The sequence below is a fragment of the Flavobacterium jejuense genome, from assembly GCF_006491595.2.
GTDB classification, from domain to species: Bacteria; Bacteroidota; Bacteroidia; order Flavobacteriales; family Flavobacteriaceae; genus Flavobacterium; species Flavobacterium jejuense.
On the sequence record NZ_VEVQ02000005.1, the window covers coordinates 46264 to 72458 of the forward strand.

The 26195-nt window shown below is 29.5% G+C and carries 21 protein-coding genes; 16 read left to right on the forward strand and 5 right to left on the reverse strand.

From position 1 onward, the window contains the following. Positions 1 to 429: 429 nt before the first annotated feature. The 3 genes from FIA58_RS08810 to FIA58_RS08820 form a co-directional block, all read right to left on the reverse strand. Positions 430 to 720, reverse strand: a complete 291-nt coding sequence (locus FIA58_RS08810) for a chaperone modulator CbpM (RefSeq protein ID WP_140962115.1) — start codon at positions 718 to 720, stop codon at positions 430 to 432. A gap of 4 nt (positions 721 to 724) precedes the next feature. Continuing rightward, on the reverse strand, positions 725 to 1624 hold the full coding sequence (locus FIA58_RS08815) for a DnaJ C-terminal domain-containing protein (protein ID WP_140962116.1): 900 nt from the start codon (positions 1622 to 1624) through the stop codon (positions 725 to 727). 269 nt (positions 1625 to 1893) lie between these two features. Further along, positions 1894 to 3474, reverse strand: a complete 1581-nt coding sequence (locus tag FIA58_RS08820; RefSeq protein WP_140962117.1) for an FMN-binding glutamate synthase family protein — start codon at positions 3472 to 3474, stop codon at positions 1894 to 1896. 233 nt (positions 3475 to 3707) lie between these two features. Here FIA58_RS08820 and FIA58_RS08825 point away from each other — a divergent pair, with 233 nt between their 5' ends. Further along, a complete protein-coding gene (locus tag FIA58_RS08825; protein ID WP_140962118.1) occupies positions 3708 to 4682 on the forward strand; it encodes an alpha/beta hydrolase family protein in 975 nt (324 codons plus the stop codon). A gap of 59 nt (positions 4683 to 4741) precedes the next feature. Here FIA58_RS08825 and FIA58_RS08830 read toward each other — a convergent pair whose 3' ends face one another. Then, entirely contained in the window at positions 4742 to 5536 is a 795-nt protein-coding gene (locus FIA58_RS08830; RefSeq protein ID WP_140962119.1) for a tetratricopeptide repeat protein, read from the reverse strand. A 3-nt stretch (positions 5537 to 5539) separates the two neighbouring features. Next, the gene (locus FIA58_RS08835) at positions 5540 to 6100 is read right to left on the reverse strand and encodes an RNA polymerase sigma factor (protein WP_140962120.1); all 561 of its coding nucleotides are present in this window, start codon (positions 6098 to 6100) and stop codon (positions 5540 to 5542) included. A gap of 309 nt (positions 6101 to 6409) precedes the next feature. Here FIA58_RS08835 and FIA58_RS08840 point away from each other — a divergent pair, with 309 nt between their 5' ends. The 15 genes from FIA58_RS08840 to FIA58_RS08910 all read left to right on the forward strand — a co-directional run bounded on the left by FIA58_RS08840 (position 6410) and on the right by FIA58_RS08910 (position 26130). After that, entirely contained in the window at positions 6410 to 7726 is a 1317-nt protein-coding gene (locus tag FIA58_RS08840; RefSeq protein WP_140962121.1) for a S8 family peptidase, read from the forward strand. Positions 7727 to 7926: 200 nt separating this feature from the next. Next, positions 7927 to 10581: a CHAT domain-containing protein gene (locus tag FIA58_RS08845; RefSeq protein WP_165928885.1), complete on the forward strand. Its 2655-nt coding sequence runs from the start codon at positions 7927 to 7929 to the stop codon at positions 10579 to 10581. A gap of 177 nt (positions 10582 to 10758) precedes the next feature. Beyond that, the gene (locus FIA58_RS08850) at positions 10759 to 11811 is read left to right on the forward strand and encodes a hypothetical protein (protein ID WP_140962123.1); all 1053 of its coding nucleotides are present in this window, start codon (positions 10759 to 10761) and stop codon (positions 11809 to 11811) included. Positions 11812 to 11841: 30 nt separating this feature from the next. Then, a complete protein-coding gene (locus tag FIA58_RS08855; protein ID WP_140962124.1) occupies positions 11842 to 13677 on the forward strand; it encodes a T9SS type A sorting domain-containing protein in 1836 nt (611 codons plus the stop codon). A gap of 280 nt (positions 13678 to 13957) precedes the next feature. Beyond that, positions 13958 to 14377: an IS1/IS1595 family N-terminal zinc-binding domain-containing protein gene (locus FIA58_RS08860; RefSeq protein ID WP_140962125.1), complete on the forward strand. Its 420-nt coding sequence runs from the start codon at positions 13958 to 13960 to the stop codon at positions 14375 to 14377. Between the two features lie 96 nt (positions 14378 to 14473). After that, positions 14474 to 15709 (forward strand): hypothetical protein, encoded by a 1236-nt coding sequence (locus FIA58_RS08865; RefSeq protein WP_140962126.1) that lies wholly within the window; start codon positions 14474 to 14476, stop codon positions 15707 to 15709. Between the two features lie 19 nt (positions 15710 to 15728). Next, positions 15729 to 15989 carry a DUF4212 domain-containing protein gene (locus FIA58_RS08870; protein WP_140962127.1) on the forward strand — a complete coding sequence of 87 codons (261 nt, stop codon included), beginning with the start codon at positions 15729 to 15731 and terminating at the stop codon, positions 15987 to 15989. 27 nt (positions 15990 to 16016) lie between these two features. Continuing rightward, positions 16017 to 17774, forward strand: coding sequence for a sodium:solute symporter family protein (locus FIA58_RS08875; RefSeq protein ID WP_140962128.1), 1758 nt, complete (start codon positions 16017 to 16019; stop codon positions 17772 to 17774). A gap of 301 nt (positions 17775 to 18075) precedes the next feature. Beyond that, positions 18076 to 20757 (forward strand): ATP-binding protein, encoded by a 2682-nt coding sequence (locus tag FIA58_RS08880; protein ID WP_140962130.1) that lies wholly within the window; start codon positions 18076 to 18078, stop codon positions 20755 to 20757. A gap of 24 nt (positions 20758 to 20781) precedes the next feature. Continuing rightward, the gene (locus FIA58_RS08885; RefSeq protein ID WP_140962131.1) at positions 20782 to 21144 is read left to right on the forward strand and encodes a response regulator transcription factor; all 363 of its coding nucleotides are present in this window, start codon (positions 20782 to 20784) and stop codon (positions 21142 to 21144) included. Positions 21145 to 21250: 106 nt separating this feature from the next. Then, complete coding sequence (gene acs, locus FIA58_RS08890) at positions 21251 to 23158, forward strand: acetate--CoA ligase (RefSeq protein ID WP_140962132.1); 1908 nt, start codon at positions 21251 to 21253, stop codon at positions 23156 to 23158. A 29-nt stretch (positions 23159 to 23187) separates the two neighbouring features. After that, complete coding sequence (locus FIA58_RS08895) at positions 23188 to 23676, forward strand: AAA family ATPase (RefSeq protein ID WP_140962133.1); 489 nt, start codon at positions 23188 to 23190, stop codon at positions 23674 to 23676. A gap of 104 nt (positions 23677 to 23780) precedes the next feature. Further along, positions 23781 to 24212 carry a GNAT family N-acetyltransferase gene (locus FIA58_RS08900; RefSeq protein ID WP_140962134.1) on the forward strand — a complete coding sequence of 144 codons (432 nt, stop codon included), beginning with the start codon at positions 23781 to 23783 and terminating at the stop codon, positions 24210 to 24212. 55 nt (positions 24213 to 24267) lie between these two features. Beyond that, positions 24268 to 25410: an NAD(P)/FAD-dependent oxidoreductase gene (locus FIA58_RS08905; protein WP_140962135.1), complete on the forward strand. Its 1143-nt coding sequence runs from the start codon at positions 24268 to 24270 to the stop codon at positions 25408 to 25410. Between the two features lie 48 nt (positions 25411 to 25458). Then, on the forward strand, positions 25459 to 26130 hold the full coding sequence (locus FIA58_RS08910) for a methyltransferase domain-containing protein (RefSeq protein WP_140962348.1): 672 nt from the start codon (positions 25459 to 25461) through the stop codon (positions 26128 to 26130). Positions 26131 to 26195: the final 65 nt, after the last annotated feature.

Here is a 26195-nt window from a genome sequence, read left to right on the forward strand (position 1 = left end):
ACCGTTACTTCTCCGAAGCGCTTCCGAACAATGGTCCTATTTAATCCCTTGAAAACGTCAAAACAATTAAAAAGCAATCAAAACCAGTCAAAAGCGTTCACATAATTTTTTTCTTGTGGTTTTGGCTAGGTTGTTGGGAAATATAGTTTTGGGTTACAGGTTGTGCGTTCTCTGTTCTCGGTTGTAGGTTATGGGTTGGCATTTTTTGTTGTATTTGTTTTTTATGGTGAGTGAGTTGAACTATAAAAGATGCGGCTTTTTAATAAGTCTGTTTCTCTTTGTAAAGAAATAGTTTAATAAGTTTTGTCCAATACGCTACTAGTTGAAATATGCTAAGCGTATGGAACTTTTAAAAAATGACAAGTTTATATTTTAATACTATGGTTTTAAACGTAGCATTGAATGTATAACCAATGAAAAACACCCCTCTTACTCATACAAGCCTAATCGATTCTTTAGATATTTCACTTCTGACTGTAATTGATTCACTTTGTTAAGGAGCTCAAGAACGACATCTATGCCTTCTTTGTTTATGTTTAAATCGTTGTGTAGTCTAATGATTTTTTCAATTATTACTAATTGGCTTACATGTAAGTACCTATTGTTGTCGTAAGTAATAGTTTCAACTAGACCAATGGCTTCTAATTCTGTTACAAAAGTGGGTTCTACTTCATATTGTTTACAAAATAGGTCTACTATTATTAATTCTTGTGTGTCCATACTTTTATTTTTTAGCTAACTGATGGAATAATTTTATTTCTTCTTCTGAAAGGTTAGTAGGAATACTAATGTTGTACGTTACATATAAATCGCCAAAATGTCCTTCTTTTTTATATACTGGAAATCCTTTTCCTTTTAATCTTACTTTGGTTCCGTTCTGGGTACCAGAGGCTACTTTTAGCTTTAGTTTAGTACCATCAAAAGTGGATAAGGTAATTTCTCCTCCTAAAACAGCTGTATATAAGTCCAACTCATGATTGAGATATAAATCGTTTCCAACACGCTTAAATGGAGTGGTATTGACAATTGTAAATGTAATATATAAATCGCCTTTAGGACCATTATTAACACCTTCACCACCATACCCACTAATTTTAATAGTTTGTCCATCTTCTATACCTGCAGGAATAGTAATGCGAATGCTTTTTCCATTAACGGTAAATGTTTGTTTGTGTGTAGTGGCTGCTTCTTTAATATCAAGTTGTGAGGTAGCGTTGAAATCTTGTCCTCTAAATTTAGCACTTCTAGAATTTCTTGAACCTCCACCTGCTTGTTGACCAAACATTGAAGAGAAAAAATCTGAGAAATCTTCTCCATTAAAATTGGAAGTATTTTGTTGACGACCAGCGTTACCATATTTTCTTTGCTGCTGTTGCTGGTACTTTTCATATTCTTCACCGCGTTCCCAATCTTTACCATGTTTGTCGTATTTTTTTCGTTTTTCGGGGTTACTTAATACTTCATTGGCTTCATTCAGTTGCTGAAATTTTAGTTTAGCGGCTTCATCGTTTGGATTTACATCTGGATGCCATTTACGCGCTAGTCTTCGATACGCTTTTTTGATGGCTTCTGGTGTTGCATTCTTATCTATTTCAAGAATTTTGTAGTAATCCATAAATTCCATGTAGTTTTTTATTTGTAAAAAATAAGTTTTTATTCTAACTGTAAATTTACAAATAAATAAAGTATTAGTTTTATGATATTTATCAGTATTGTTATATAATTAATACATAGGAATTAGTACTTGAATAACTACTATTTAACTGCTATTTTAAATAGGCATCACTTTTAAAATTTATAAGAATCAAGAATAGGAGTAAAATACACTAATTCTGTGTTTTTATCTACAAATGCGTTTCAATTTCTTAAAGCTACGTTATCTTTTTTTTAAATTTAAAAACTATCTACAGTAGCTTTCTTCCAAAAATAAGAGAATTCTTCAGGTATATTATTTTCATCTAACAGACTGCCTTTTACTAGTTCAGGGTAAAGCTGAGCAAAAGTAGCTACTTTATTACTATCTAATCTAGTAGTGACACAATCTCTTGTAACATCATCTGGATGAGCAATACCTGCTGAAGCCATTAAATCCACAGCACTTTTAACAGTTTCCATTTGGTAACGTGCAACACGAACGCTTTTTTCTTCAGGAACTAAACCTCTGGTTAATTTGGGATCTTGAGTTGCTACACCTGTTGGACAAGTGTTTGAATGACATTCTAAAGCTTGAATACAACCTAAGGCAAACATCATTCCTCTTGCAGAATTACACAAATCGGCTCCTATGGAAAGGTTATGTATAATATCAAAACCAGAAATAACTTTTCCACTAGCTATAATTTTTATTTGATCTTTGATTCCGAAACCGTTCAAACAATCATGTACAAACGCAACTGCATCGCGTAGTGGCATACCTACATGATCTGAATATTCTGGTGGAGCAGCACCTGTACCACCTTCACCACCATCTACAGTAATAAAGTCGACATAAGTTGAAGTCTGTACCATGGCTTTACAAATGGCTATAAATTCAGCTTTATTACCAATACAAATTTTCATACCAATAGGTTTTCCACCTGACTTTTCTCGTAACAAAAGCACAAAATCCATTAACTCTAAAGGTGTTTTAAAAGCTGAATGAGATGGTGGAGAAATAATATCATGTCCTTTATCTACTAATCGAATAGCTGCAATTTCATCAGTTACTTTTTCTTTTGGTAAAATACCACCATGTCCAGGTTTAGCTCCTTGAGAAAACTTAATTTCGATCATTTTTACTGTTTCTAAAGTCGCTCTTTTTTCAAATTGATCTACATTAAAAGTACCATCATTATTACGACAACTGAAATAACCTGTTCCAATGTTCCAAACGACATCACCACCTTGTAAATGATAAGGTGAGAGCCCACCTTCACCTGTATTATGATAAAAACCACCTGCTTTTGCACCTTCATTCAAAGCTGTAATAGCATTTTTACTCAAACTACCATAGCTCATAGCACTAATATTAAACATACTAGCAAAATAAGGTTTAGTACATTGTGAAGAGCCTATTTTTACTCTAGGGTTATGGTTTAATTCTTCAAAAGGAATGGCTTTGATACTGTGATTGATCCATTCATAACCTTTTGAATAAGTATTTAATTGTGTTCCAAATGGTTTAGCATCCGATTCTTTTTTACTTCTCGAATACACCATACTACGTTGCAAACGATTAAAAGGTTTTCCTTCTGTATCTGTTTCTATAAAATACTGACGCATTTCTGGACCAAGGTCTTCTAATAAATAACGCATTCTCCCTAAAAGAGGGAAATTACGTTTTATGGTATGCTTGGATTGGTACATATCATATAGACCCATTAGAATTAAAGGAATAAATATGGCTAGTAGTAAGCTAAATTTACAATCTATATATATTAAGATACCTGTTACAGATAAAACGGTGATACTAACGACAAGGAATGCTTTTCTCATTTGATTTTGTGGTCTTTTGTAGTAAAGAACCAAAATTAGGTTTTTTGATTGTTTTGACCATAAGCTTAACTGAATTTTTTTTAAACTAAACAATTCGTTGAATTAAAAATTTAGAAATTTGAATGCTATTTATAACTATACAAATTAGTAGTTATGAAATAATTATCCGGTTTTTTGTGTAACAACAGCGTATAAAAATAGTCCTATTAAGTAGCAATCAAAAAACAAAGATCATGAAGTATTTAAAATTAGTAGTAGTTATATTAGCTCTTACGACTAGTTGTTACGCTCAAGAGCAAAAATTATTACTTAAAAAAGAACTCTTTTCAGACTATTCAAAATTACCTTTTTATTCCAAAATAACAGAAGAAATTAATGGTACAACTACTTGGATAAAGAATTATAAATTTCTAGATAGTATATCTATATTCAAAATACAATACCTAAGTGACGGGTTAAAAGTAAATGGGTTTATAATTGAACCTAAAATTGCTAAAAAAGTACCTTGTATTATTTTTAATAGAGGCGGAAATAGAGATTTTGGTAATTTAACCGTAAATACTGCTTTTCGATTAGGTAAATTAGCCAATGAAGGATATGTAGTTATTGCTAGTCAATATAGAGGTAATGGTGGAAGTGAAGGAAAGGAAGAATTTGGAGGAAAAGATATAAATGATGTCTTAGCATTAATAGATGTGTTAAAGGAAGTTGATATTGCAGATACCGAAAGAATAGGTATGTATGGTTGGAGTAGAGGAGGAATGATGACTTATATAGCTTTAACAAAAACAGACAAAATTAAAGCAGCAGTTGTTGGTGGAGCACCTTCTAGTCAGTATGAATCAATAAAAGATAGGCCTGGAATGGAAAAAGAGGTTTTAGCCGACTTAATTCCTGAGTACGAAAAAAATAAAGAGATTGAGTTATATAAAAGATCACCTGTAAAATGGGCGAATCAATTTTCCAAAGATGTTCCTATTCTTATTTTACATGGTACATCCGATTGGAGAGTAAGACCGGAACAGTCTTTAAATATGGCACAAGAATTTACTAAATATCGTATTCCGTATCGTTTAATCATGTTTGAAGGTGGAGATCATGGTATTTTAGAGTTTAGAGAGGAAGTAGAAGAGAATATTATAAACTGGTTTGATAAATATTTAAGAAAAGGAAAATCCTTACCTAATATGGAATTTCATGGTAAATAAAAAAGTCTTTGAATTACTTTTAATAATTCAAAGACTTTCATTTTATAGATCATAATTGTTTAGAAATCTAGTTCAAGTACTTTCTTGTAATTATAATTGTTCTTATTCTCTAGGATAATAGTTTGCATTTCTAATGCTTTTATTCTATCGTTACCTTTTAAATAAAGGAGTAATTTATACCAATATCCTTTTGAATACTCTTCGAAATCGGTTAATTGAGTCAGTTTATCAAATTGTAGTATAGCTTTTTGATTTTGATTTAATTGTTCATAAGAGGCTCCTAGGTACATTAAAGCGTATGGATAATATTCATCCTTTGTCTCAATAATTGAAAGTGTTTCAATTGCTTTTTCATACTCTTTCCTTTTAAATAATGATTCACCTTTTGTAAAAATAGCTTCAGCTTGTCCTTTTGCAATAAATGATGGTAACTCATCCCAATTAACATTTTCATTGTAATAGTCATTTAGTGAAGATTGTTTATTAAATACAAAAAAAGTTGTTATTACAGCAACTATAGTTGCTGCAATAGAATAGATAAAATACGGTTTCTTTTTTTTCTTAAAAAGCGGTTTAATCATCGTTTGTTCTTTACCAACTTTTCTAATTTTCCTTGATAAAGCTCTATATTCTTCAGTTTGTAATTTTTCGTTTAAGAGATCTAATTCTTTATTATATCTATCATTTTTTATAGATTCTTTGGTAGAAAAATTATGAATAGTAAATAGTTGTTTTTGAATATATACTTCTTCTCGCAAGGCAACATTTTCAGCCATTCTTTTTTCAAAAGCAACAGTTTCAACTTCTGATAAAGTTCCTTTAAGGTATTGATCAATTATATCTAGTGTATCCATAAGTTATTGTGCTCCCCATTTAATTATTTTTTGAAACTCTTTATCTTTTTTTATCAGTTCAATTAATTTTGATCTGCATTTAAAAACACGTTGTCTTACTGTGTTAACAGTTGCATAATCATTTGCTACTGTAATTTCTTCATAGCTAAGACCATTAAAATAACTAGTCAAAATATCTTTACAGTTTTCCGATAAAAGATCAAACTTGGCTATATAAAATTCAAAACATTGTTGTTCTAAAATGAAAACACTTAAATTAGTTTCTTTATCTTCTAGTGTATTAACATCTGTTTTTATTACCTTGTTTTTTAAACTTTTTTTCCAAATATTTTTACAAATAACAAAAATGTAAGCTTCAAAAGACAAGATAACAGTTTTTCTTTCTTTTTGTGTAACTATAATATACATCAAGGCATCATGAAAAACATCTAATGCATCATCCTCATTTCCTTTATTAGATAAAATAAAAGCGAGAACTTTAGGGTATATTTTTGAGTATATTTCTTTTATAATTGCATCTTCTCCTCGAATAAGGGCATTGATATATCGCTCAGTGTTTTCCATTTTCTATTAGTCTGAAGTAACTTTGAAGAGAATAGTATCTTCTAATTTTAAAAAAGAGAAACCAAAACTTTCTTTTATTACTTCTTAAAGTGATTGTATAAAAATAATTTATTTATTAACTTTAAAATAATTTAATTGGAGTAAAATTACATAAATATTTCACATTGTAATTGTTGTTTAAATAAATATGAAATAGTTACTTCTTTAAAATAATCTAAATAATATGTCTTTGATTCTATTTTTTCAAATAATAATGGGTAATAAATGCTAAAAAGTAACACTCTAAAGAAGAATTAAAAACAAATAAAAATGAAAAAAATAAAAAAATGTAGCCTTCTTTTTGTTCTAACAAGCCTTATTTTTTCTTGTACACAAGAAAATAATTTTGAAGAAGAAGTGAATACCAACAAAGATCTTTTAGTAGGCAAGTATAATAGCGAAAATAGAAATATAAGCAGACGTAATATGCCTGTTTATGCAAAAGATAAGCTTATTGTTCAATATGCTCCAGGAACATCAGATTCTGTAAAAAATGACTTAAGAGATATGTTTGGCACTACCTCTTATGAGTTATGTGCCCACTGTAATGATGATAGTATTGAATTATGGTTTTTTGGAAATGGAATTGATATTGAACCTAAGAAAACTGCAATAGAACAAGGAAGTGGTGGTGGAGTTGAAGCTATTGTAGATGTAGATTATGAGTTTACTTTTGGAGTAGATTTGAGTAATCCAAATTTAGGTACTATAACAGATTACAGTTATATGCCTTATGTAAAACCAATAAATAATGGTGTAACAATTGCAGTTCTTGATACTGGAATTGCTCCTACAATAGGAGAAGACACTAGTCCGGTATTTACAGCTCCATTTTTATACAATGCTTCTGATGATGGGAATGCACTTATTGAATCGGGTTGGGATTTTGTAAATGATGATAATAATTGTTTTGATGACAACAATGGAAGACATGGTACTGTTGTTTCGTCAATCATAACAAAAATTTTGAATGAAAGCGTTCCTACTGTACCTCATCAAATAATGCCTTTAAAAGTATGTAATGAATATGGAAGAGCAAGTTATTTTAATTTTTTATGTGCTACAAGTTTTGGTTTAGAACATGCTGAAATATTACAAATGAGTTTGGGTTGGTATGATGATGGTTTTGGAGACTTCCTGAATACTATTATGTCTACTTTAATTGAAGCAAATCCTAATGCTTTAATCATTACATCTGCAGGAAATTTAGAAAGTAATAATGATTATTATGCACATTATCCTTCTGGTTATGTTCACGATAATATAATCGCTGTTGCTGCTTCCAACAAATTAGTAACTTCAGATGCGTATTTTGATGCCTCTAACATAGCTTGGTTTTCAAATTATGGTAATGAAAGTGTTGATGTTTTTGCAAAAGGAGAGAACATCCCTTTTTTAGGCTATGAAATGCAAGGTACATCTTTTGCTGCACCAGTAGTAACTGCTGTTGTTGCTAGAATTAAAAACTCAAATCCAAGCTATAATTCTAATGAGTTAAAAACTCAATTGATAAATTCAGGTATCAATTGTCCTCTAAGTTTTGATACTCTCAAAAAAGTAAAATATAATAAAATTATTTTACCTTAAATTACTTCATAAAAAAACAAGCAAAATTTAACAGATAAATTAAAATACTAATTAGTTTTGCTTGTTTTTTCATACATTACATGGCAAAAAAATAATCCATGTTATCTGTCCTAAAAAAAAATTACTGTATCTTTTTTCTTTTTACTTGCAGTTTATTTGCACAAAATAAATTAGCGCAAGAGATAGAATTAATTTTACAAATGGAAAGTCTAGAAAAACAAACAGATAATTCAATAAAACTTCAGCAATTACTTATTTTACTTTCTAAACAAAATGAGACTACAATATCTCCTGAAATGGGTATTCTTTATGCTACTATTGGAAAGCAATATTATAAGAATAATGACAATTCTAAAGCAATTATTTATTTAAAGAAAGCTATTCAAATTCAAAAAAAGTTTAAAATTGATGCACTAGAAGTGCTTAATAAAACAAGAAATAATCTAGCATGGATTTATTCGTATGAAGGTTTAGAAAAGGAACGTTATCAAATTTTACAAGATATTATTGATGATGAGGGTACAGATAAATATACTTTTAATGCTAGTATTGACTGTGCTGTTATAGAATCCAATAAAGGAGATTTTTATTCAGGATTAAGTCGGTTAAATGTATTACTGACAAAGTATAATGAAATTGATAAAGAAATACAGTTACGAGCAGCAATTATAGGTATTTATGGTAAAATGTATGAGAATGTTTTTAAACCAAGAAAGCAATTTGACTTAGAAATTATAAAAAAGCACCAAAAAATAATTGAAAGTGAGTTCAATTCAACTGGATTAAATAAGACTCTTTTATATACAGCTTATAATAATTTAGCCATTGTATATGATGCTTTTGGAAATTTTGATATAGCATTGCGATTGTATAAAAAGGTTAAAAAATATTATACCTTACAAGAAGATGCAAGTCGATTTAGTGTTTTAAATAATATAGGTTTTTTATATGCTAAACAAGGTAAATACATTGAAGCTATTGATTGTTATAAAGAAGTTATCGCTAAATCTGAGGATGTAAAGCAAATAGCTACTGCTTATGATAATATGGGGTATTTTTTAAATGACTCTTCAGTTCAAATGAAGATACCTTATTTTCAAAAGGCCATTCAAATACTTTTAGAAAATAAACAAAATAAATTCACAGTTCCTTCTTTAGAGAATATTAGAAGATCGGGCTATCAACAAGATATTTTAATATACTTAGTTGATTTAGCTTATCATTATGTTGAAGCATTTAAAGAAGATAAAGACAAAAAATATTTATTACAAGCCAAAGAGACTTTATATCGTATTGATGAATTAGTTTCTCTTATGCGATATGAAAGTAATGCTGAGCAATCTAAATTATTTTGGATAGAGAAAGGAGTTAATACGTATTTACTAGCTGTAGAAGTATGCTATCTATTAAAGCTACCTGATGAAGCATTTTATTTTATGGAGAAAAATAAGGCTTTATTATTGCAAGAAAATATAAGAACAATACAAGCTAAATTGGCATTTGAGATTCCTAAGCAATTACAAGAAAAAGAATATAAGCTACATTATGAATTACTCGCTTTAGAAAAGCAATTTCAGCAACATTCTAATGACGTAAACTTAAAACAAAAATATGCAGAAAAAAATAAGGAATTTGAGACTTTTATAGACTCTATTGAAAAAATATATCCTAAATATGTACAATTAAAAAAAAATATAGAAACCATTTCTTTGAGTAAAGTTATCACAGCTAATACAAATGCATCTCTTTGTTTTGTAACCTATATACTAAATGAAAAAGAGGGATTTGGTATTTTTTGTTCAGATAAAGAAAAAATATTTTTTAAAGTTGATAATGTACCTGCATTTCAGGATAATCTATTGGTCTTAAAAAGCTATATGAAACAACCTCTTTTGAGTAAAAATGAAGTAACACATTTCAAACAATTAGGTCAAGACGCTTTTATTTCATTATTTCCTTTTAAAGAAGCACTAGCAAAGATTACCAATAAAAAAATAATTATTGTTCCTGATGATACTTTGCTAAACCTACCTTTTGAAGCCTTACCTGTTTCAACTACTGGTTCACTTTCTGAGAGTTATTTGATAAATAGAACAGCTATATCTTATTTGCAATCCTTCTCAGTTTTCGAAAAGATAAAACAAAAGAAAAATCAACCTAAACATAAGCTATTAGCCATAGCACCTTACCAATTTGAAGATAATAAACTTCAAGAATTAGTACGTTCCAAAGAAGCCATACAAACTTTAGAAAATTATAAATTGGCTACTATTCTTATTGAAAAACAAGCTACAAAAGAAAACTTTTATAAGTATAGTAGTGACTATGAGATTATTCATTTGAATACACACGCAGGATTTGATAGTGTAACAGAAGCTCCTTGGATCTCTTTTCAAAAAAATAAAGTAACACTTGATGAACTCTATGGTATAAATAGTCAGGCCGAGTTGATTATTTTAGACGCTTGTAAGACTAATGATGGTATTTTTGCTTCTGGTGAAGGCATCCTCAGTTTATCAAGAGGCTTTTTTTATAACGGTTCAAAAAGTGTATTGGCTTCTTTGTGGAATGTAAACGAAAAAGCAGGCAATGAAATAATAAAAACCTTTTATAGCGAATTAGAACAAGGAAAATCAAAAGCCAAAGCTTTACAGTTTGCTAAAGTTACTTATTTAAGAGAACACCAATATTCAGAAGTATTACCTTATTATTGGGCTTCATTTACTCTTACTGGCAGTACAAAGGCTATTACTATTTCAGAAAAAAATCCATATCTATATGGTAGTATTATTGTGCTTATTACAATAATAATCTTGTGCTTTTTATGGTACAAACGAAAGTTATTTTTTAAATAAAAATCATTCTTCATAATTGTTTATCTAACCTAGCAAAAGTAACTACTTGATGGGTTTTATTTTTCTCCACTTTTTTGGGTAATAAATTTTAATACTATACACTTTTAAATAAATCAACTAAAGGTGTAACCCGAAAAACCAATAAATAGAGTAGGGATTTTATTTAAATTAATAATTATGAAAAAAATTAACAAAACCTTTTTACTAATTAAAGCATCAAATAGATCTTTAATGCTCTTTATTCTAGGAATTAGTTTATTCACCTTAAATGTGACTCACGGACAGTTCATTACAAATGGAAGTAATTTATATTGGACAGACGGTAGCGTAGGAATTGGATTAAATCCTCCAAAAGCTAAGTTAGATATCTCTTTGAATACTGATTTTATGTATCAAAATGAATCTGGATTTAGATTAACTTACCCAATACCTGCACTTTATCCAGATCCTGGACCATCAACTATAAATGAAAATATTTTTCATATTAGACAAAAAACCATAGGTAATAATTTTTCTACAAAAGTAGTAGTAAAAACAAATGGTAATACAGGAATAGGAACAACATCTCCTTCACAAAGACTACATGTTAATGGAAATGAATACATTGAAAATGGTAATCTAACAGTTGGTATTAACCAACCTTCTAATACTTTTACTAAGTTTCAAGTTCATGATGGAGCAATGATGGTTTCTGGAGCTAATGGAGCGGGAGGACCTATGATTTGTTTTAGTGATAATATAGCTAATGCAGCCTACCCAAACGGTAGATGGGGAATAGAATATGTGCCTAATAAAGGTTTAAACTTTTGGCAACCTTGGAATCCTGTTACAGGTGGTGGAGGCAATTATTACATGCTATTAAAGGATGATGGTAGAGTTGGAATAGGAACAGAAAATACACCTACAGCAATAGGTTCTGCAAATCTAAGTGCTTACAAACTTTATGTAAAAGGTGGTATTCTTACAGAAGAAGTAAGAGTAAGAACTGGTTGGGCAGATTATGTTTTTGCTAATGATTACAATTTAAAATCTTTAGCCGAAGTTGAAAATTTCATTGTTAAAAACAAGCATTTGCCTAATGTTCCTTCTGCAAAACAAGTAGAGGAAGAAGGAGTTAGTTTAGGAGAAATGGCAAGAATTCAACAAGAGAAAATAGAAGAGTTAACCCTCTATATTATTGAGCAAAATAAACGAATTGAAGCTTTAGAAGCTAAAATGGCTGGCAAATAGATTCATGGTTTAATCTTTAAAATTTAAATTATGAGAAATATAAAAATAATAATATATTTAATAAATATCTTTATATCAGGAAGTATTTTTGCACAAGTGCAAGAAGGTGGAACACCGGAAAGTTTTGATTTGAATGTTTTTAACTTACTAAATGTGCCTGCTTTTTCATATACTTTTGATCCATCAGAAATTAACTCAGTAAATGATTCACTATATGATGTAGGAGTAGCCGAACAAGTGAGAATAGACTTTATAGAAAGTTCGAGTAAATTTACATCAGCAAATGGAATAGTAGTGTATCGTCTTTTAGTAGAAGTAAAGAACACTTTAGGATTGGGGATTGATTTTAGCGAATTTTATTTGCCTAATGGAGGTAAATTATATGCATATAATGAGGATAAAACGATACTTTTGGGTGCCTTTACTGCCAACAATAATCAAATAGATAGAAAATTTTCTATACAACCAATTTCTGGTGAAAAGTTAATCTTAGAATACAATCAACCAGTAGAAATAAATGATATTCCTAAAATTCAAATGAATAGAATTTCAAAGATATATCGACCGTTATTTGGAGATGCTAAAAAAAGTTCAGATTGTTATGAGAATGTACATTGTGTAAGTAATATTGAAGTGGAAAGATCAGTAATGAAATGGCTGTTTTATGACACTAAAGACGAAGGTTATTATATATGTTCTTGTGCATTAGTGAACCAAGATGTATCTGCAAATAATATAAAACCTTATGTTTTAACCGCAAATCATTGTGGTAAAAATGCAGATTTGTCTACCGCTATTTTCTATTTTAATTATCAAAATTCAACTTGTACTAGCAATAATTCAAGTCAATATAATTATACCTTATCAGGTGGCTCTCAAAGAGCAAAACGTTCTGTTTTTGATATGTTTTTGTTAGAATTAAACACATTTCCACCACCAGACTATAATGTTCATTTATCGGGATGGAATAGAAGTAATCGCAATGATTTACCAGATCAACTAATGGGAATTCATCATCCTGAAGGAAAGCCTAAGAAAATATCTTTAGGGACTTTTAAGTCAAATACTAATCCTAATTTTTGGAGAGTAGAATGGGATATAAATAATGCTCCTACAGCAGGTGGTTCTTCTGGTTCTCCTCTTTTTGAAGACAGTAATGACAGGATTATTGGTTGGTTATCTTATGGAACATCTGCTTGTGATAAAATTGATGGAATTGATAGATATGGTAAGTTTAGAGATGCTTGGTCTTCTATTTCTGGTTCAGATTCTAGGTTGAAAGATTGGCTAGATCCTAATAATAACGACATGAACACTTTAGTGGGTCGAGACCCATGTTTTACTAATCTTTTGATTACTAATCGAATCTTTTATTCTGCTCAACAACGTTATCAACCTGAAAATAAGGTTACTGTTCAAACGGGTAACACCTTAGCAACATCTGGTAATGTAATTATAAAAACTGGTTCTGAACATAAATTTTCAGCAGGACAAGAAATTGTATTTACTTCTGGTTTTGATGCGGAGTTAGGATCCGATTTTTTGGCAGTACTAGAGCCTTGTGATGTTATTGCTTTCAGAATGGCTAACGAACAAATAAAAGAAAACTCTAAAATTGAATTACTTGATAAAGACAGATTAATCGTATATCCGAATCCAACAAATGGTTTAATTAAAATTAATTTTAGTGACCTTTCTAGTGGAAATTATGAAGTATATTCGTTAGATGGCAGAATGATATTGTTTAATCAATACAAAAATTCGTTAGAAATAAGTATAGATTTAACAAATTTCGCTAACGGAGTTTATGTCATAAACATTATTGCAAATGATAAAGTAATATCTAAAAAACTAATTAAAGAATAATAAATTATCTCTAAATAAACTAATCCGATTATTAGGTACTACTATAATCGGATTTTTTTATAGTAGATGTTATCATTCTTAATATAAAAAATATAATAACTAACAGACGATAGTTTTGTGTATAATTGTTTTCAATGATGAAATATATAGGGAATGTTTTTTGCATTAATTATTTAAAAAACTATTTTTTTTTAAAATATATTTAATTTTTTATACAAATAATTATTAAAAACACTTTATATATTTGCTAATTTAATATATTTATGCAAAATTTATATACATGAATGTTATTACTTGCCCTAAGTGCAATGGAAATTTAATAGTAAAGAGTGGTATTATTAAAGACAGACAGCGCTATTTGTGTAAATCTTGTACGTATTATTTTACTGTTAATAAAGTAGGAAAAAAAATAGATGATTATTATGTTACTAAAGCTTTACAACTCTATTTAGAAGGACTAAGTTATCGTGAGATAGAACGCATTATAGGCGTTTCGCATGTTTCGATAAGCAATTGGGTAAAAGAATACAAGGTTAAAAAACCACCACATCCTAATTACCATCCTAGTTATAAGATATTTAAGCACACAGAACTCGTAGAATATTTAAAAAACAAAGAGCAATTATCTGGTGCAGGAATGATTATTACTGAACTAGGCGATAAATTTATGCTAATAAAATGGGAACGTTTTAAAGATTAACTATACTATTTAACAGTTATATATATACTTTTTTACAATACAGAAAATAATTTCAAAATTTGATAGTACAAATGAACTAAAATCAAATTTTAAATTATGAAGAAAATACTCTTAATTACAGCATTATTTTTTTCCGTTTTGAGTTTTTCACAAGGCTCTCCTGACTATGAAGGAGGTCTAAAAGTAAAAATTAATGAAGACGGGTCAAAGTATTTTAGAATTATTTCTTGGGCTCAGTTCTGGGCACAACATAATTCTGATCGACCTTTAGATGCGAATGGCAATGAACAAGCCGATTTAAACTTTAGTTTACGAAGAGCACGTGTTTTAATGTATGCTCAGGTAAGTAAAGATTTCTTAATCTTAACCCATTTTGGCTTAAACAGTTTGAATGCAGATAATATGAGTCCAACTGGTACTCGTGATGCTTCTCAATTATTTTTTCATGACGTTTGGGCGCAATACAGTTTAGGAAAAGACCATGCTATAGGTGGTGGTTTACATTATTGGAATGGTATTTCCCGTTTAAACAATCAAAGTACTTTAAACATCATGACTTTGGATAACCAAAGACAAGCATGGGCAACTTTAGGATTATCTGACCAATTTGCTAGACATTTAGGTATTTACATGAAAGGTTCTTTTGGTAAGTTTCAATATAGGGTATCAGTTAATGAAGCAGAAACGAATAACTTGCAATTTGAGGCTATACCAGTAAATAATGGTCCAGCAACATACACAGGACGTCGTCTATTAGGTTCAAAAGAAGCAGGAAAAGTATTCTCAGGTTATTTTGATTACGCTTTTCTTGATGCAGAAAGTAACTTTTTACCCTATAAAGTAGGTTCTTATGTGGGTACTAAAAAAGTATTCAATATAGGTGCTGGTTTTTTTATGCATCCTAGTGGTGCTGTAGTAGCTGATGGAACTGGCAACTTAAGTGGTCAAGATGTAAATATTTTTGCTGTTGATGCTTTTTATGACGCTCCAATTGGAAGTAATGGAGGAGCAATAACAGCATATGCTTTATATCAAAATACAGATTATGGAAAAGACTTTAGATTAGGAACAACTTATGAAACAGGTTCTTTATTACACGGTCATTTGGGGTATGTTCTGCCTATAAAAACAAAAACTAAAATCCAACCTTATTTATCTTTTGATTCAAGACAAATTGATGCTTTGGATGATGATGCTTCTCAATTTGGAATTGGAACTAACTTTTATTTAAGTGGCCATAATTCGAAATTAACTTTAGAATATCAATCTTTAAAATATGCACAAAATGATGCCGTAAATACGATAACATTACAAGCAATGATTTATCTATAAAAACTTAAACTAATTTATTATGAGTGAGAAACAAAAACACGCAACAGCTTACTGGAGAGAAAACTTAAAATACCTACTAATATTATTAAGTATATGGTTTGCTGTTTCTTATGGAGCTGGCATTATTTTCAAAGATGCTTTGAACGAAATTAAAATCGGAGGATTTCCATTAGGATTTTGGTTTGCCCAACAAGGATCAATCTATGTATTTGTTATTTTGATTTTTGTTTATGTTCGATTGATGAACAAACTAGATAAGAAATTTGGTTTTGACGAATAAATACTAACTAAAAAAATTAAAACTATTATGGATGTACAAACTTGGACCTATATTATTGTAGGCGTTACATTTGCTTTATATATTGGAATTGCAATTTGGTCTCGTGCTGGATCAACAAAAGAATTTTATGTAGCTGGTGGTGGAGTTTCCCCATTAGCGAACGGAATGGCAACAGCAGCAGACTGGATGTCTGCAGCTTCTTTTATTTCAATGGCTGGAATTATTTCTTTTGCTGGTTATGACGGAGCTGTTTATTTAATGGGTTGGACAGGAGGCTATGTTTTACTAGCTTTATTATTAGCTCCTTATTTAAGAAAATTTGGAAAATTTACGGTTCCTGATTTTATTGGAGAACGTTATTATTCTAATACAGCAAGAACCGTAGCTGTCATTTGTGCTTTAATAGTTTCTTTTACTTATGTAGCTGGACAAATGCGTGGAGTAGGAGTAGTATTCTCAAGGTTCTTAGAAGTGGAAATTGAAACTGGTGTAATAATTGGTATGGTAATCGTTTTATTTTATGCTGTTTTAGGAGGGATGAAAGGAATTACGTATACACAAGTAGCACAATACTGTGTGCTAATATTTGCATTTATGGTTCCTGCAATATTTATTTCTATTCAGATGACAGGTAATCCAATTCCACAATTAGGAATGGGTGGAACTGTAACTAGTGAAGGAAATATTTATTTACTAGATAAATTAAATGGATTGTCAACAGAGTTGGGCTTTGCAGAATATACGAATGGTTCTAAATCGTTGGTTGATGTTTTTGCTATAACTTTAGCATTAATGGTTGGTACAGCAGGATTACCACATGTTATTGTTCGTTTCTTTACAGTTAAAAAAGTTAGAGATGCACGTAAATCTGCTGGTTGGGCTTTATTATTGATTGCAATTTTATATACAACGGCTCCAGCGGTAGCTGTATTTGCTAAAACAAACTTAATTGAAACAGTTAGTGGTAAAGAATATGCTAATATGCCTAAATGGTTTACGAATTGGGAAAAAACGGGTCTTTTAAAGTATGAAGATAAAAATGGAGATGGAAAAATTCAATATTATAATGATAAATCTAAAGATGAAGTTTTTTTAGCAGCTCAAGAAGCAAAAGGATTAAAAGGTAGCGAATTAACAATTGATAATGATATCATGGTATTGGCTAATCCAGAAATTGCTCAATTGCCAAATTGGGTTATTGCTTTAGTCGCTGCTGGTGCTTTGGCTGCTGCTTTATCGACAGCTGCAGGATTATTATTAGTTATCTCATCTTCTGTATCACACGATTTAATCAAAAAAATGGTTAATCCAAATATATCAGAAAAAAATGAATTATGGGCTGCTCGTGGAGCTGCAACAGTTGCAGTAATTATAGCTGGTTATTTTGGAATTAATCCTCCAGGCTTTGTAGCAGCTGTCGTTGCACTTGCCTTTGGATTAGCAGCCGCTTCTTTCTTTCCTGCTATTATTTTAGGAATCTTTCATAAAAAAATGAATAAAGAAGGAGCTGTAGCAGGTATGATTGTTGGATTATTACTCATGCTATTCTATATGCTGAAATTCAAGTTTGGTTTATTTGACGGTGGAAAAGAAGCTGTAGCTGGCTTGAAAGACGGTTGGTGGTTTGGTATTTCACCAGAAGGTTTTGGGACTATAGCAATGATTGTAAACTTTATAGTTGCTTTTACAGTTAACAGTTTTACTAAAGCACCTCCTCAAGATGTACAAGATATTGTAGAACACATTAGAATTCCTTCTGGAGCTGGAGAAGCTACAGGACATTAATATATTTTAATCAATAAGAATTAAACTATTAATCCTAAATCGCTGTAAATTTTTTACAGCGATTTTTTAAGTTTAAAAAGATTAATTGTATTTTTAAACAGATAAACTCGCACAATGAAAAAAAGGCACCAACAAAAACTAGTAGTATTGACTGTTTTTCTTTTTCTAACTTTGAATTTGCCATTGTTACTATTGTTTGATAGCAGTGAATCCGTATTAGGCATTCCAATATTTTATATTTATGTTTTTTCTATTTGGGCTTTTTCCATATTAGTTTCTCTAATCATTGTAAATCGATATTATGAATAGTCTTACTTTAATATCTATATTGTTGGTTTACTTAACTTTTCTATTCTTTATAGCGCATTGGGCAGAAAAAAAAGAAAATCTAAAGTGGGCAAATAATCCTTATATTTATTCTTTCTCATTAGCAGTATATTGTACAGCTTGGACCTATTATGGAAGTATAGGAGTGGCTGCTAATTCAGGACTAAATTATCTAACAATTTATATTGGTCCTATAATAATAATCCCTGCTTGGATAATTATTCTTCAAAAGATCATTCGTATTTCAAGATTAAATAATGTTTCTAGTATAGCCGATTTCATTTCATTACGTTATGGAAATAGCCGTTTTTTGGGAGCATTGGTTACATTAATCTGTCTGGCTGCTATTTTACCCTATATTGCCTTACAATTAAAAGCTATTTCAGAAACGTTCCATGTGGTAACCAAAACACCAGAAAATTCATTAGCATTATTTGATACTACTACTTATGTAGCTGTTGCTTTAGCTTTATTTGCTTCCTATTATGGAACTCGTTATGTAGATGCTTCAGAAAAAAGAAAAGGAATTATTACTGCAGTTGCTATGGAAAGTATACTCAAATTAGTTTTCTTTATGATTATTGGCATTTATGTAACTTATTTTGTATTTGATGGGTATGGTGATATTTATAAAAAAGCATCAGTTTTAGAACACTTTAATACAAAAAACACTATTGGTAGCATAGAAAACGGTATGAATTGGTTTTTTCTATGTATGCTATCTCTATTTGCAATTTTTTTATTACCTAGACAATTCCATGTTTCTGTAGTAGAAAATAATAGAGAAAAACATATAAAAACTGCCTTATGGATATTTCCTTTGTATTTATTTATTTTCAATCTTTTTGTTTTTCCAATAGCTTGGGGTGGAAATGTTTTATTTGATGGCGAAGTAAAAAATGCAGACACCTATTCTTTACTAATTCCACAATTTTTCAACAATACTTTCTTAACTATTATTGTATTTCTAGGAGGTTTTTCAGCGGCTATATCAATGATTATTGTTTCTAGTATAAGTTTATCAACTATGCTTAGTAATAATTTATTAATTCCCTATACTTTTTTAGGTAGACTAAAAAATGAAGAACAAGAAATAAATAATAAAAAAATTGTAACAATAAGAAAAATAGGTATTTTTTTATTAATTATAATAGCTTATTTGATCTATCGCTTTTTTGCTTTAGATTATAGTTTGGGATCTATTGGTTTAGTCTCCTTTGTAATTATTGGACAATTGGCTCCCTCTTTTTTTGGAGCTCTGTTTTGGAGAAGAGGTTCTAGTTTAGGAGCAAAAAGTGGAATTATAGTTGGTTTTTTAGTTTGTTTATACACTTTACTAATCCCTTATGCTTACGGATTAACCAATACTACAAATACATTTATTGCTTCTGGTATTTTTAATATTGATTTATTAAAGCCTTTAGCTTTATTTGGTTTAGATTATTTATCACCAATTGCACATGCTTTTTTCTGGAGTTTACTATTTAATACTATGACTTACTTTGCTGTTTCTGTAAATTTTAAAGGTAATTATCGTGAACGTAATTATGCAGAAATGTATATTGATGTTGATAAGTATAGTACCAATCATGAAAATGCTTTTGTATGGAAAGGAACTGCATATACTAGAGATATTGAAAAAGTATTAGTCAAATTCTTAGGAGAAGAAAGAACACAAAGAGCGATGAGTATTTTCAATACCAAATATAATGTGGATAAAAATCAAGAGTTAGCTGATGCACGCTTAGTTAAGTTTGCAGAAAATTTACTAACAGGACACATTGGAACTGCTTCTGCAAAAATTTTAATTTCAAGTGTAGTAAAAGAAGAAAAAATTACCTTACCAGAAGTCTTAAAAATATTAGAAGAATCTAATGAAAATATTCAAATTAATAAAAAATTAGTAGAGACTTCTAACGAGTTAAAAAAAATAACATATCAATTAAAACATGCTAACGAAAACTTAATTATAAAAGACAGACAAAAAGATGATTTTTTAGATACAGTTACTCATGAGTTGCGTACACCTATTACAGCTATAAGAGCAGCTAGCGAAATTTTAATTGACGATGAAGATGTGCCCGATGATTTAAGAAAGCAGTTTCTAAATAATATTATTTCAGAATCAGATCGTTTAAATCGTTTAATTGATAAAATTTTAGATTTAGAAAAGTTAGAAACTGGAAAACAAAAGCTAAACCTTAGTCAAAATGATTTCTTTAATACGCTATCTAAAACGATTGAACCTTTACAACAGTTAATAAAAAACAAAAATATTAGTGTAATATTAGATTTTCAAAAACCCTTATTTCTTTTTTATGATGAAGATAGAATTATTCAAGTAGTAACAAATTTACTTTCAAATGCAATCAAGTTTTGTCCTGAAGTAGGAGGCAAAATTACTATTGAAATACTTAACAAATCAAATTTTTATGAAATAAATGTTGTAGATAATGGTAAAGGTATTGAATTAAAAGATGCAGAAATGATTTTTGATAAGTTCTATCAATCTGATAATCAGAATATAAAAAAACCTCATGGCAGTGGATTAGGGCTCGCTATTTGTAAGCAAATTGTAGAATTACATCAAGGAAAAATTTGGGCAAAAAACAATGAAAATACAGGTGCATGTTTTACTTTTACACTTTTAAAATAAATAATAATTAAAAGGCAAAACAAAATGAAGAAAATACTACTTGTTGATGATGAGCCTAATATTATTATGTCACTAGAATATACTTTTAAAAAGAATAATTTTGAAGTCTATATTGCAAGAGATGGTCAAGAAGCATTAGATATTTTAGAAAATCAAATTCCTGATGTTATCATTCTTGATGTAATGATGCCTAATGTTGATGGATATGCAACATTAGAACAAATTAAAAAAAATGAGAAGTTAAATCAATGTAAAGTAATTTTTTTATCAGCTAAAAATAAAGAGTCGGATATTCAAAAAGGCTTAGCTTTAGGTGCAAGTGATTATATAACTAAACCATTTTCATTAAAAAAATTAGTAGATAAAGTTAAAGGGTTATTAGAATAAATAGAAATAATACTTATATTGTAAGCTATATTAAATTAGCAATTTAAAATTTATTTCCTGTTAGAGAATTATTATATTTACGTTACAAATAATAAAAAACACAAAAATGAGCTATTACAAAATAAATGACTTAGAGAATTATTTTAAAATGTATAAGAAATCGGTTCGTGAACCAAGGAAATTTTGGGATAAAATAGCCGATGAAAATTTCAGTTGGTACCAAAGATGGGACAAGGTTTTCGAATTTGATATTGAAGAAGCTCAATTTAAATGGTTTACTAATGCTAAAGTAAATATTGCGAAAAATTGTATAGACCGTCATTTAAACAAAAGAGGAGATAAAACAGCTATTATTTTTGAACCAAATAATCCTGATGAAGAAGCTCAACATATTACTTATAACGATTTATATGTTAAAGTAGCTAAAATGGCAAATGTCTTGAAAGCACAAGGCATAAAAAAAGGAGATCGTGTATGTATATATTTACCTATGATCCCTGAATTAGCTGTATCAGTTTTGGCTTGTGCCAGAATAGGAGCTATACATTCAGTTGTATTTGCAGGTTTCTCCTCAACGGCATTATCTAGTAGAATTAATGATAGCCAATGTAAGATGGTTATTACTTCAGATGGAGGTTTTAGGGGCAATAAAACTATCAATTTAAAAGGAATTGTTGATGAGGCTCTAAAAGATTGTACTTGTGTTGAGAAAGTTTTGATAACTAAGAGAACAAATGAAAATATAACAATAAAAGAAGGACGTGATTTATGGTTACAACCACTTTTAGATGAAGCAATTGATAATCATGTGGCTGAAATAATGGATGCAGAAGATCCTTTGTTTATTCTATATACTTCAGGATCTACAGGAAAACCAAAAGGAATGGTTCACACTACTGCGGGTTATATGGTTTACACGGCTTATACATTTAAGAATGTCTTTAATTATGAAGAAAATGATGTCTACTGGTGTACAGCAGATATAGGATGGATAACAGGTCATTCTTACATTTTATATGGACCATTATTGAATGGTGCGACTACAGTTATGTTTGAAGGCGTACCATCTTATCCAGACTTTAGCCGTTTTTGGCAAGTTATTGAAAAACACAAAGTGACACAATTTTATACAGCACCAACAGCTATTAGGGCTTTGGCAAAAGAAAGTGTAGATTATGTAAAAGGATATCCTTTATCTACCTTAAAAGTAATTGGTTCTGTAGGAGAGCCTATTAATGAAGAAGCTTGGCATTGGTACAATGATCATGTAGGTGGAAAACGTTGTCCATTAGTAGATACATGGTGGCAAACCGAAACAGGTGGAATTATGATTTCTCCAATTCCATTTGTAACACCAACAAAACCAACTTATGCCTCTTTACCTTTACCAGGAATACAACCTGTTTTAATGGATGAGTTGCGTAATGAAATAGAAGGCAACCAAGTGACAGGTAGTTTGTGTATTAAGTTTCCATGGCCTTCAATGGCAAGAACTATTTGGGGAGATCATGAGCGTTATAAAGAAACCTACTTTTCAGCTTACCCAGGTAAATACTTTACTGGAGACGGTGCTTTACGTGATGAAGTAGGGTATTATAGAATTACAGGTAGAGTAGATGATGTTATTATTGTTTCTGGTCATAATTTAGGAACTGCTCCAATTGAAGATACTATTAATGAACATCAAGCTGTAGCTGAAAGTGCTATTGTTGGTTTTCCTCATGATGTAAAAGGAAATGCACTATACGGTTTTGTTATTTTAAAAGAATCTGGAGAAAGCAGAAATCAAGATAATCTAAGAAATGAAATTAATAACTTAATTGCTGATAAAATTGGACCAATCTCTAAGTTGGATAAAATCCAATTTGTAAGTGGTTTACCAAAAACCCGATCAGGAAAAATAATGCGTAGAATATTACGTAAAATTGCAGAAGGAGAAGAAGGTAATTTTGGAGATATTTCTACTTTATTGAATCCAGAGATTGTAGAGGAAATCAAAAAAGGGAAGTTGTAAAACTTCCTTTTTTAATTTTAATTTATTATATGATACATCTTATTGTCGGTAATACTGGTTCTGGTAAAACCACATATGCTTCAAAATTAAAAGAAGAAAAAAATGCCATTCTATTTTCTATCGACAAATGGAATAAAACCTTGTTTCTGCCCGATAAAACTAATAATGATGGTTTAGAATGGTTTTTAGAACGCATTAATCGTTCAGAAAATTTAATTACAGAATTAATAAATCAATTAGAAACCATAAATACTGATAGTATTCTTGATTTAGGATTGTCTAAATACGAACATAGAGAAAAGTTTCGTCAGTTTGCCAAAGAAAAAAGATATGAAATTCTAATTCATTTCTTAGATATTCCCAAAGAAATTCGCTATCAAAGAGTTCAACAACGTAATCTAGAAAAGGGGGCCACTTTTGAATTTGAAGTTACTAAAGAAGATTTTGATTTTATGGAATCTTGGTTTGAAAAACCAACTAATGAGGAAATAAAAAATGGAATTGTAATTACTAAGTAGAATTTATACCTTTTATTAAAGTGACTTTAATCAGAATTAATTATTTTTGATAGAAATTCAATGTTAAATTTTATACTATTTTTTTAAAAACTATTGTTTACTAAATGAATCAAAATTTGCATGTAAAATTAGTAGAAAATACCAATTCAGAAAGTGTAACTCATTTGTTACATCAATTAAACCCTCTTCTTGATATCACACTTATTAAAAAACGTCAAAAAGAAATGTTTGAATTTGATAACTACATTTGTTTTGGCTTGTATTTGAATGATACTTTAATTGGAATTACTTGTGCATGGATAATGGTTCGTATTTATTGTGGTAAACAAATAGAAATTGACAATGTTATTCTTGACAGTAGACACCAATCTAAGGGATACGGAAATGTTTTATTAAATTATATTGAAAAATGGGCTATTGATAATGACTGTGAGACTATTGAATTAAACACTTATGTTCAAAATCCAAGATCACATAAATTTTATTTCAATAATGATTATAAGATTTTAGGTTTTCATTTTCAGAAAAAATTATAGTCTAAACAAAGGTTAAAGACTAGTATTTTAGTTCATTTTACAGTACATTAGCCTAATGAATAATCAAACGAAAATTGGCATTATAGGTGGAGGCTTAGCGGGTTTAACAGCTGCTATTCACTTGCTAAAACAAGGATTTTTCGTTATTCTTTTTGAAAAAAATAGTTTCCCTAAACATAAAGTTTGTGGAGAGTTTATTTCTAATGAAGTTTGGGAATATTTACATTTTTTAAATCTTAATATTGAATCCCTTCAGCCTACAAAAATTAATAGAACAGTGTTTTCTACACAAGACGGTAAAACGATTGGTTCTCAATTACCTTTGGGTGGATTTGGAGTAAGTCGTTATGCTTTAGATAATCATTTGCATAAAAATGTAATTGCTTTAGGAGGTGTTATTATTCAAACCAATGTTACTGATGTTACTTTTTCAAATGATATTTTTACAATTAAAACTGAAGAAAACCAAGATTATACATTTAAAATAGCATTAGGTGCTTTTGGGAAACGCTCCAATTTAGATATTCGATTAGGACGTAGGTTTATTAAAAAAAAGTCACCATGGCTAGCGGTTAAAGCACATTACCAAATTGATTTTCCTAATGATTTAGTGGCTCTGCATAATTTTGAAGGAGGTTATTGCGGAATTTCAAAAGTAGAAAATGATGCTGTTAATGTCTGTTATTTGGTTCAATATAAGTCTTTTAAAAATTATAAAGATATTACTGTTTTTCATGAACAAGTAATGTCTAAAAATCCAAATCTGAAAACCTTGTTTGTAAATGGGAAACTACTCTTTGAAAAACCATTAACTATTAGCCAAATATCTTTTGAAAATAAACCAAAAATTGAAAACCATATGCTTATGATAGGAGATTCAGCTGGTTTAATTCATCCTTTGTGTGGTAACGGAATGGCAATGGCTATTCACAGTGCAAAAATAGCTAGTGAGTTAGTTATTTTATATTTAGAAAATGTAATAAATAGAAAGCAATTAGAAATACAATATGTTTCAGATTGGAACAAAACTTTTAAAAATAGGTTGCGTTTTGGAAAAATAGTATCAAAAATAGTATTAAATTTCTATCTTTCTAAAATTATAATGAGAAACTTATTAATATTCCCTTTTTTATTTCCAATGATAATCAAGAAAACACATGGGAAATCAATTAATAAAAAAACAAATAGAAAGTTATAATATTTGAAACGAATAAACACAAAATATAGAACAGAAGAAGAAGAAATTATGGACGATTTTTCTCTAGAAGGAGAAGAATTGCGAGATGCTTTGGATAAAATTGCCATAATTAACCAAGTATTAGGAGGAAACCAACTAACTTTAGCTGGAGTAAAACAATTACTTTCTTCAAATGAAAAGAAAATAACTATTGTTGATGTTGGTTGTGGAAATGGTGATATGTTAAGAGCTTTGGCCGAATTTGGTAAAAAAAACAACTATATTTTTAATTTGATAGGAATAGATGCTAATGCCTTTACGATTAATCATGCCGAACAATTGTCATCAAAATATTCCAATATTAGTTACCAATGTTTAGATATTTTTGAAGAAGAATTTGGTAAAATAGAATATGATATATTATTATGTACCTTAACCTTACATCATTTTAAAAACAATCAAATCGATTATCTTTTAGAATTGTTTGTTAAACAAGCTAAAATAGGAATAGTAATTAATGATTTGCATAGAAATGTCATAGCATATCGTTTGTTTCAAGCTTTGTGTTTTGTATTTCGGTTAAACAAAATGTCTAGAGAAGATGGATTAGTCTCTATTCTTAGAGGTTTTAAAAAAGAAGAATTAGTAACTTTTTCTAAACATAATGATTTAAAAAATTATACAATCAATTGGAAATGGGCTTTTCGTTATCAATGGATTATTCGTAATATAAGATATTAGAAATATATTCTTTCATCTTCAACCTGTATAGATTAAAATAAAAATAAATTATCATTTGGTATTGC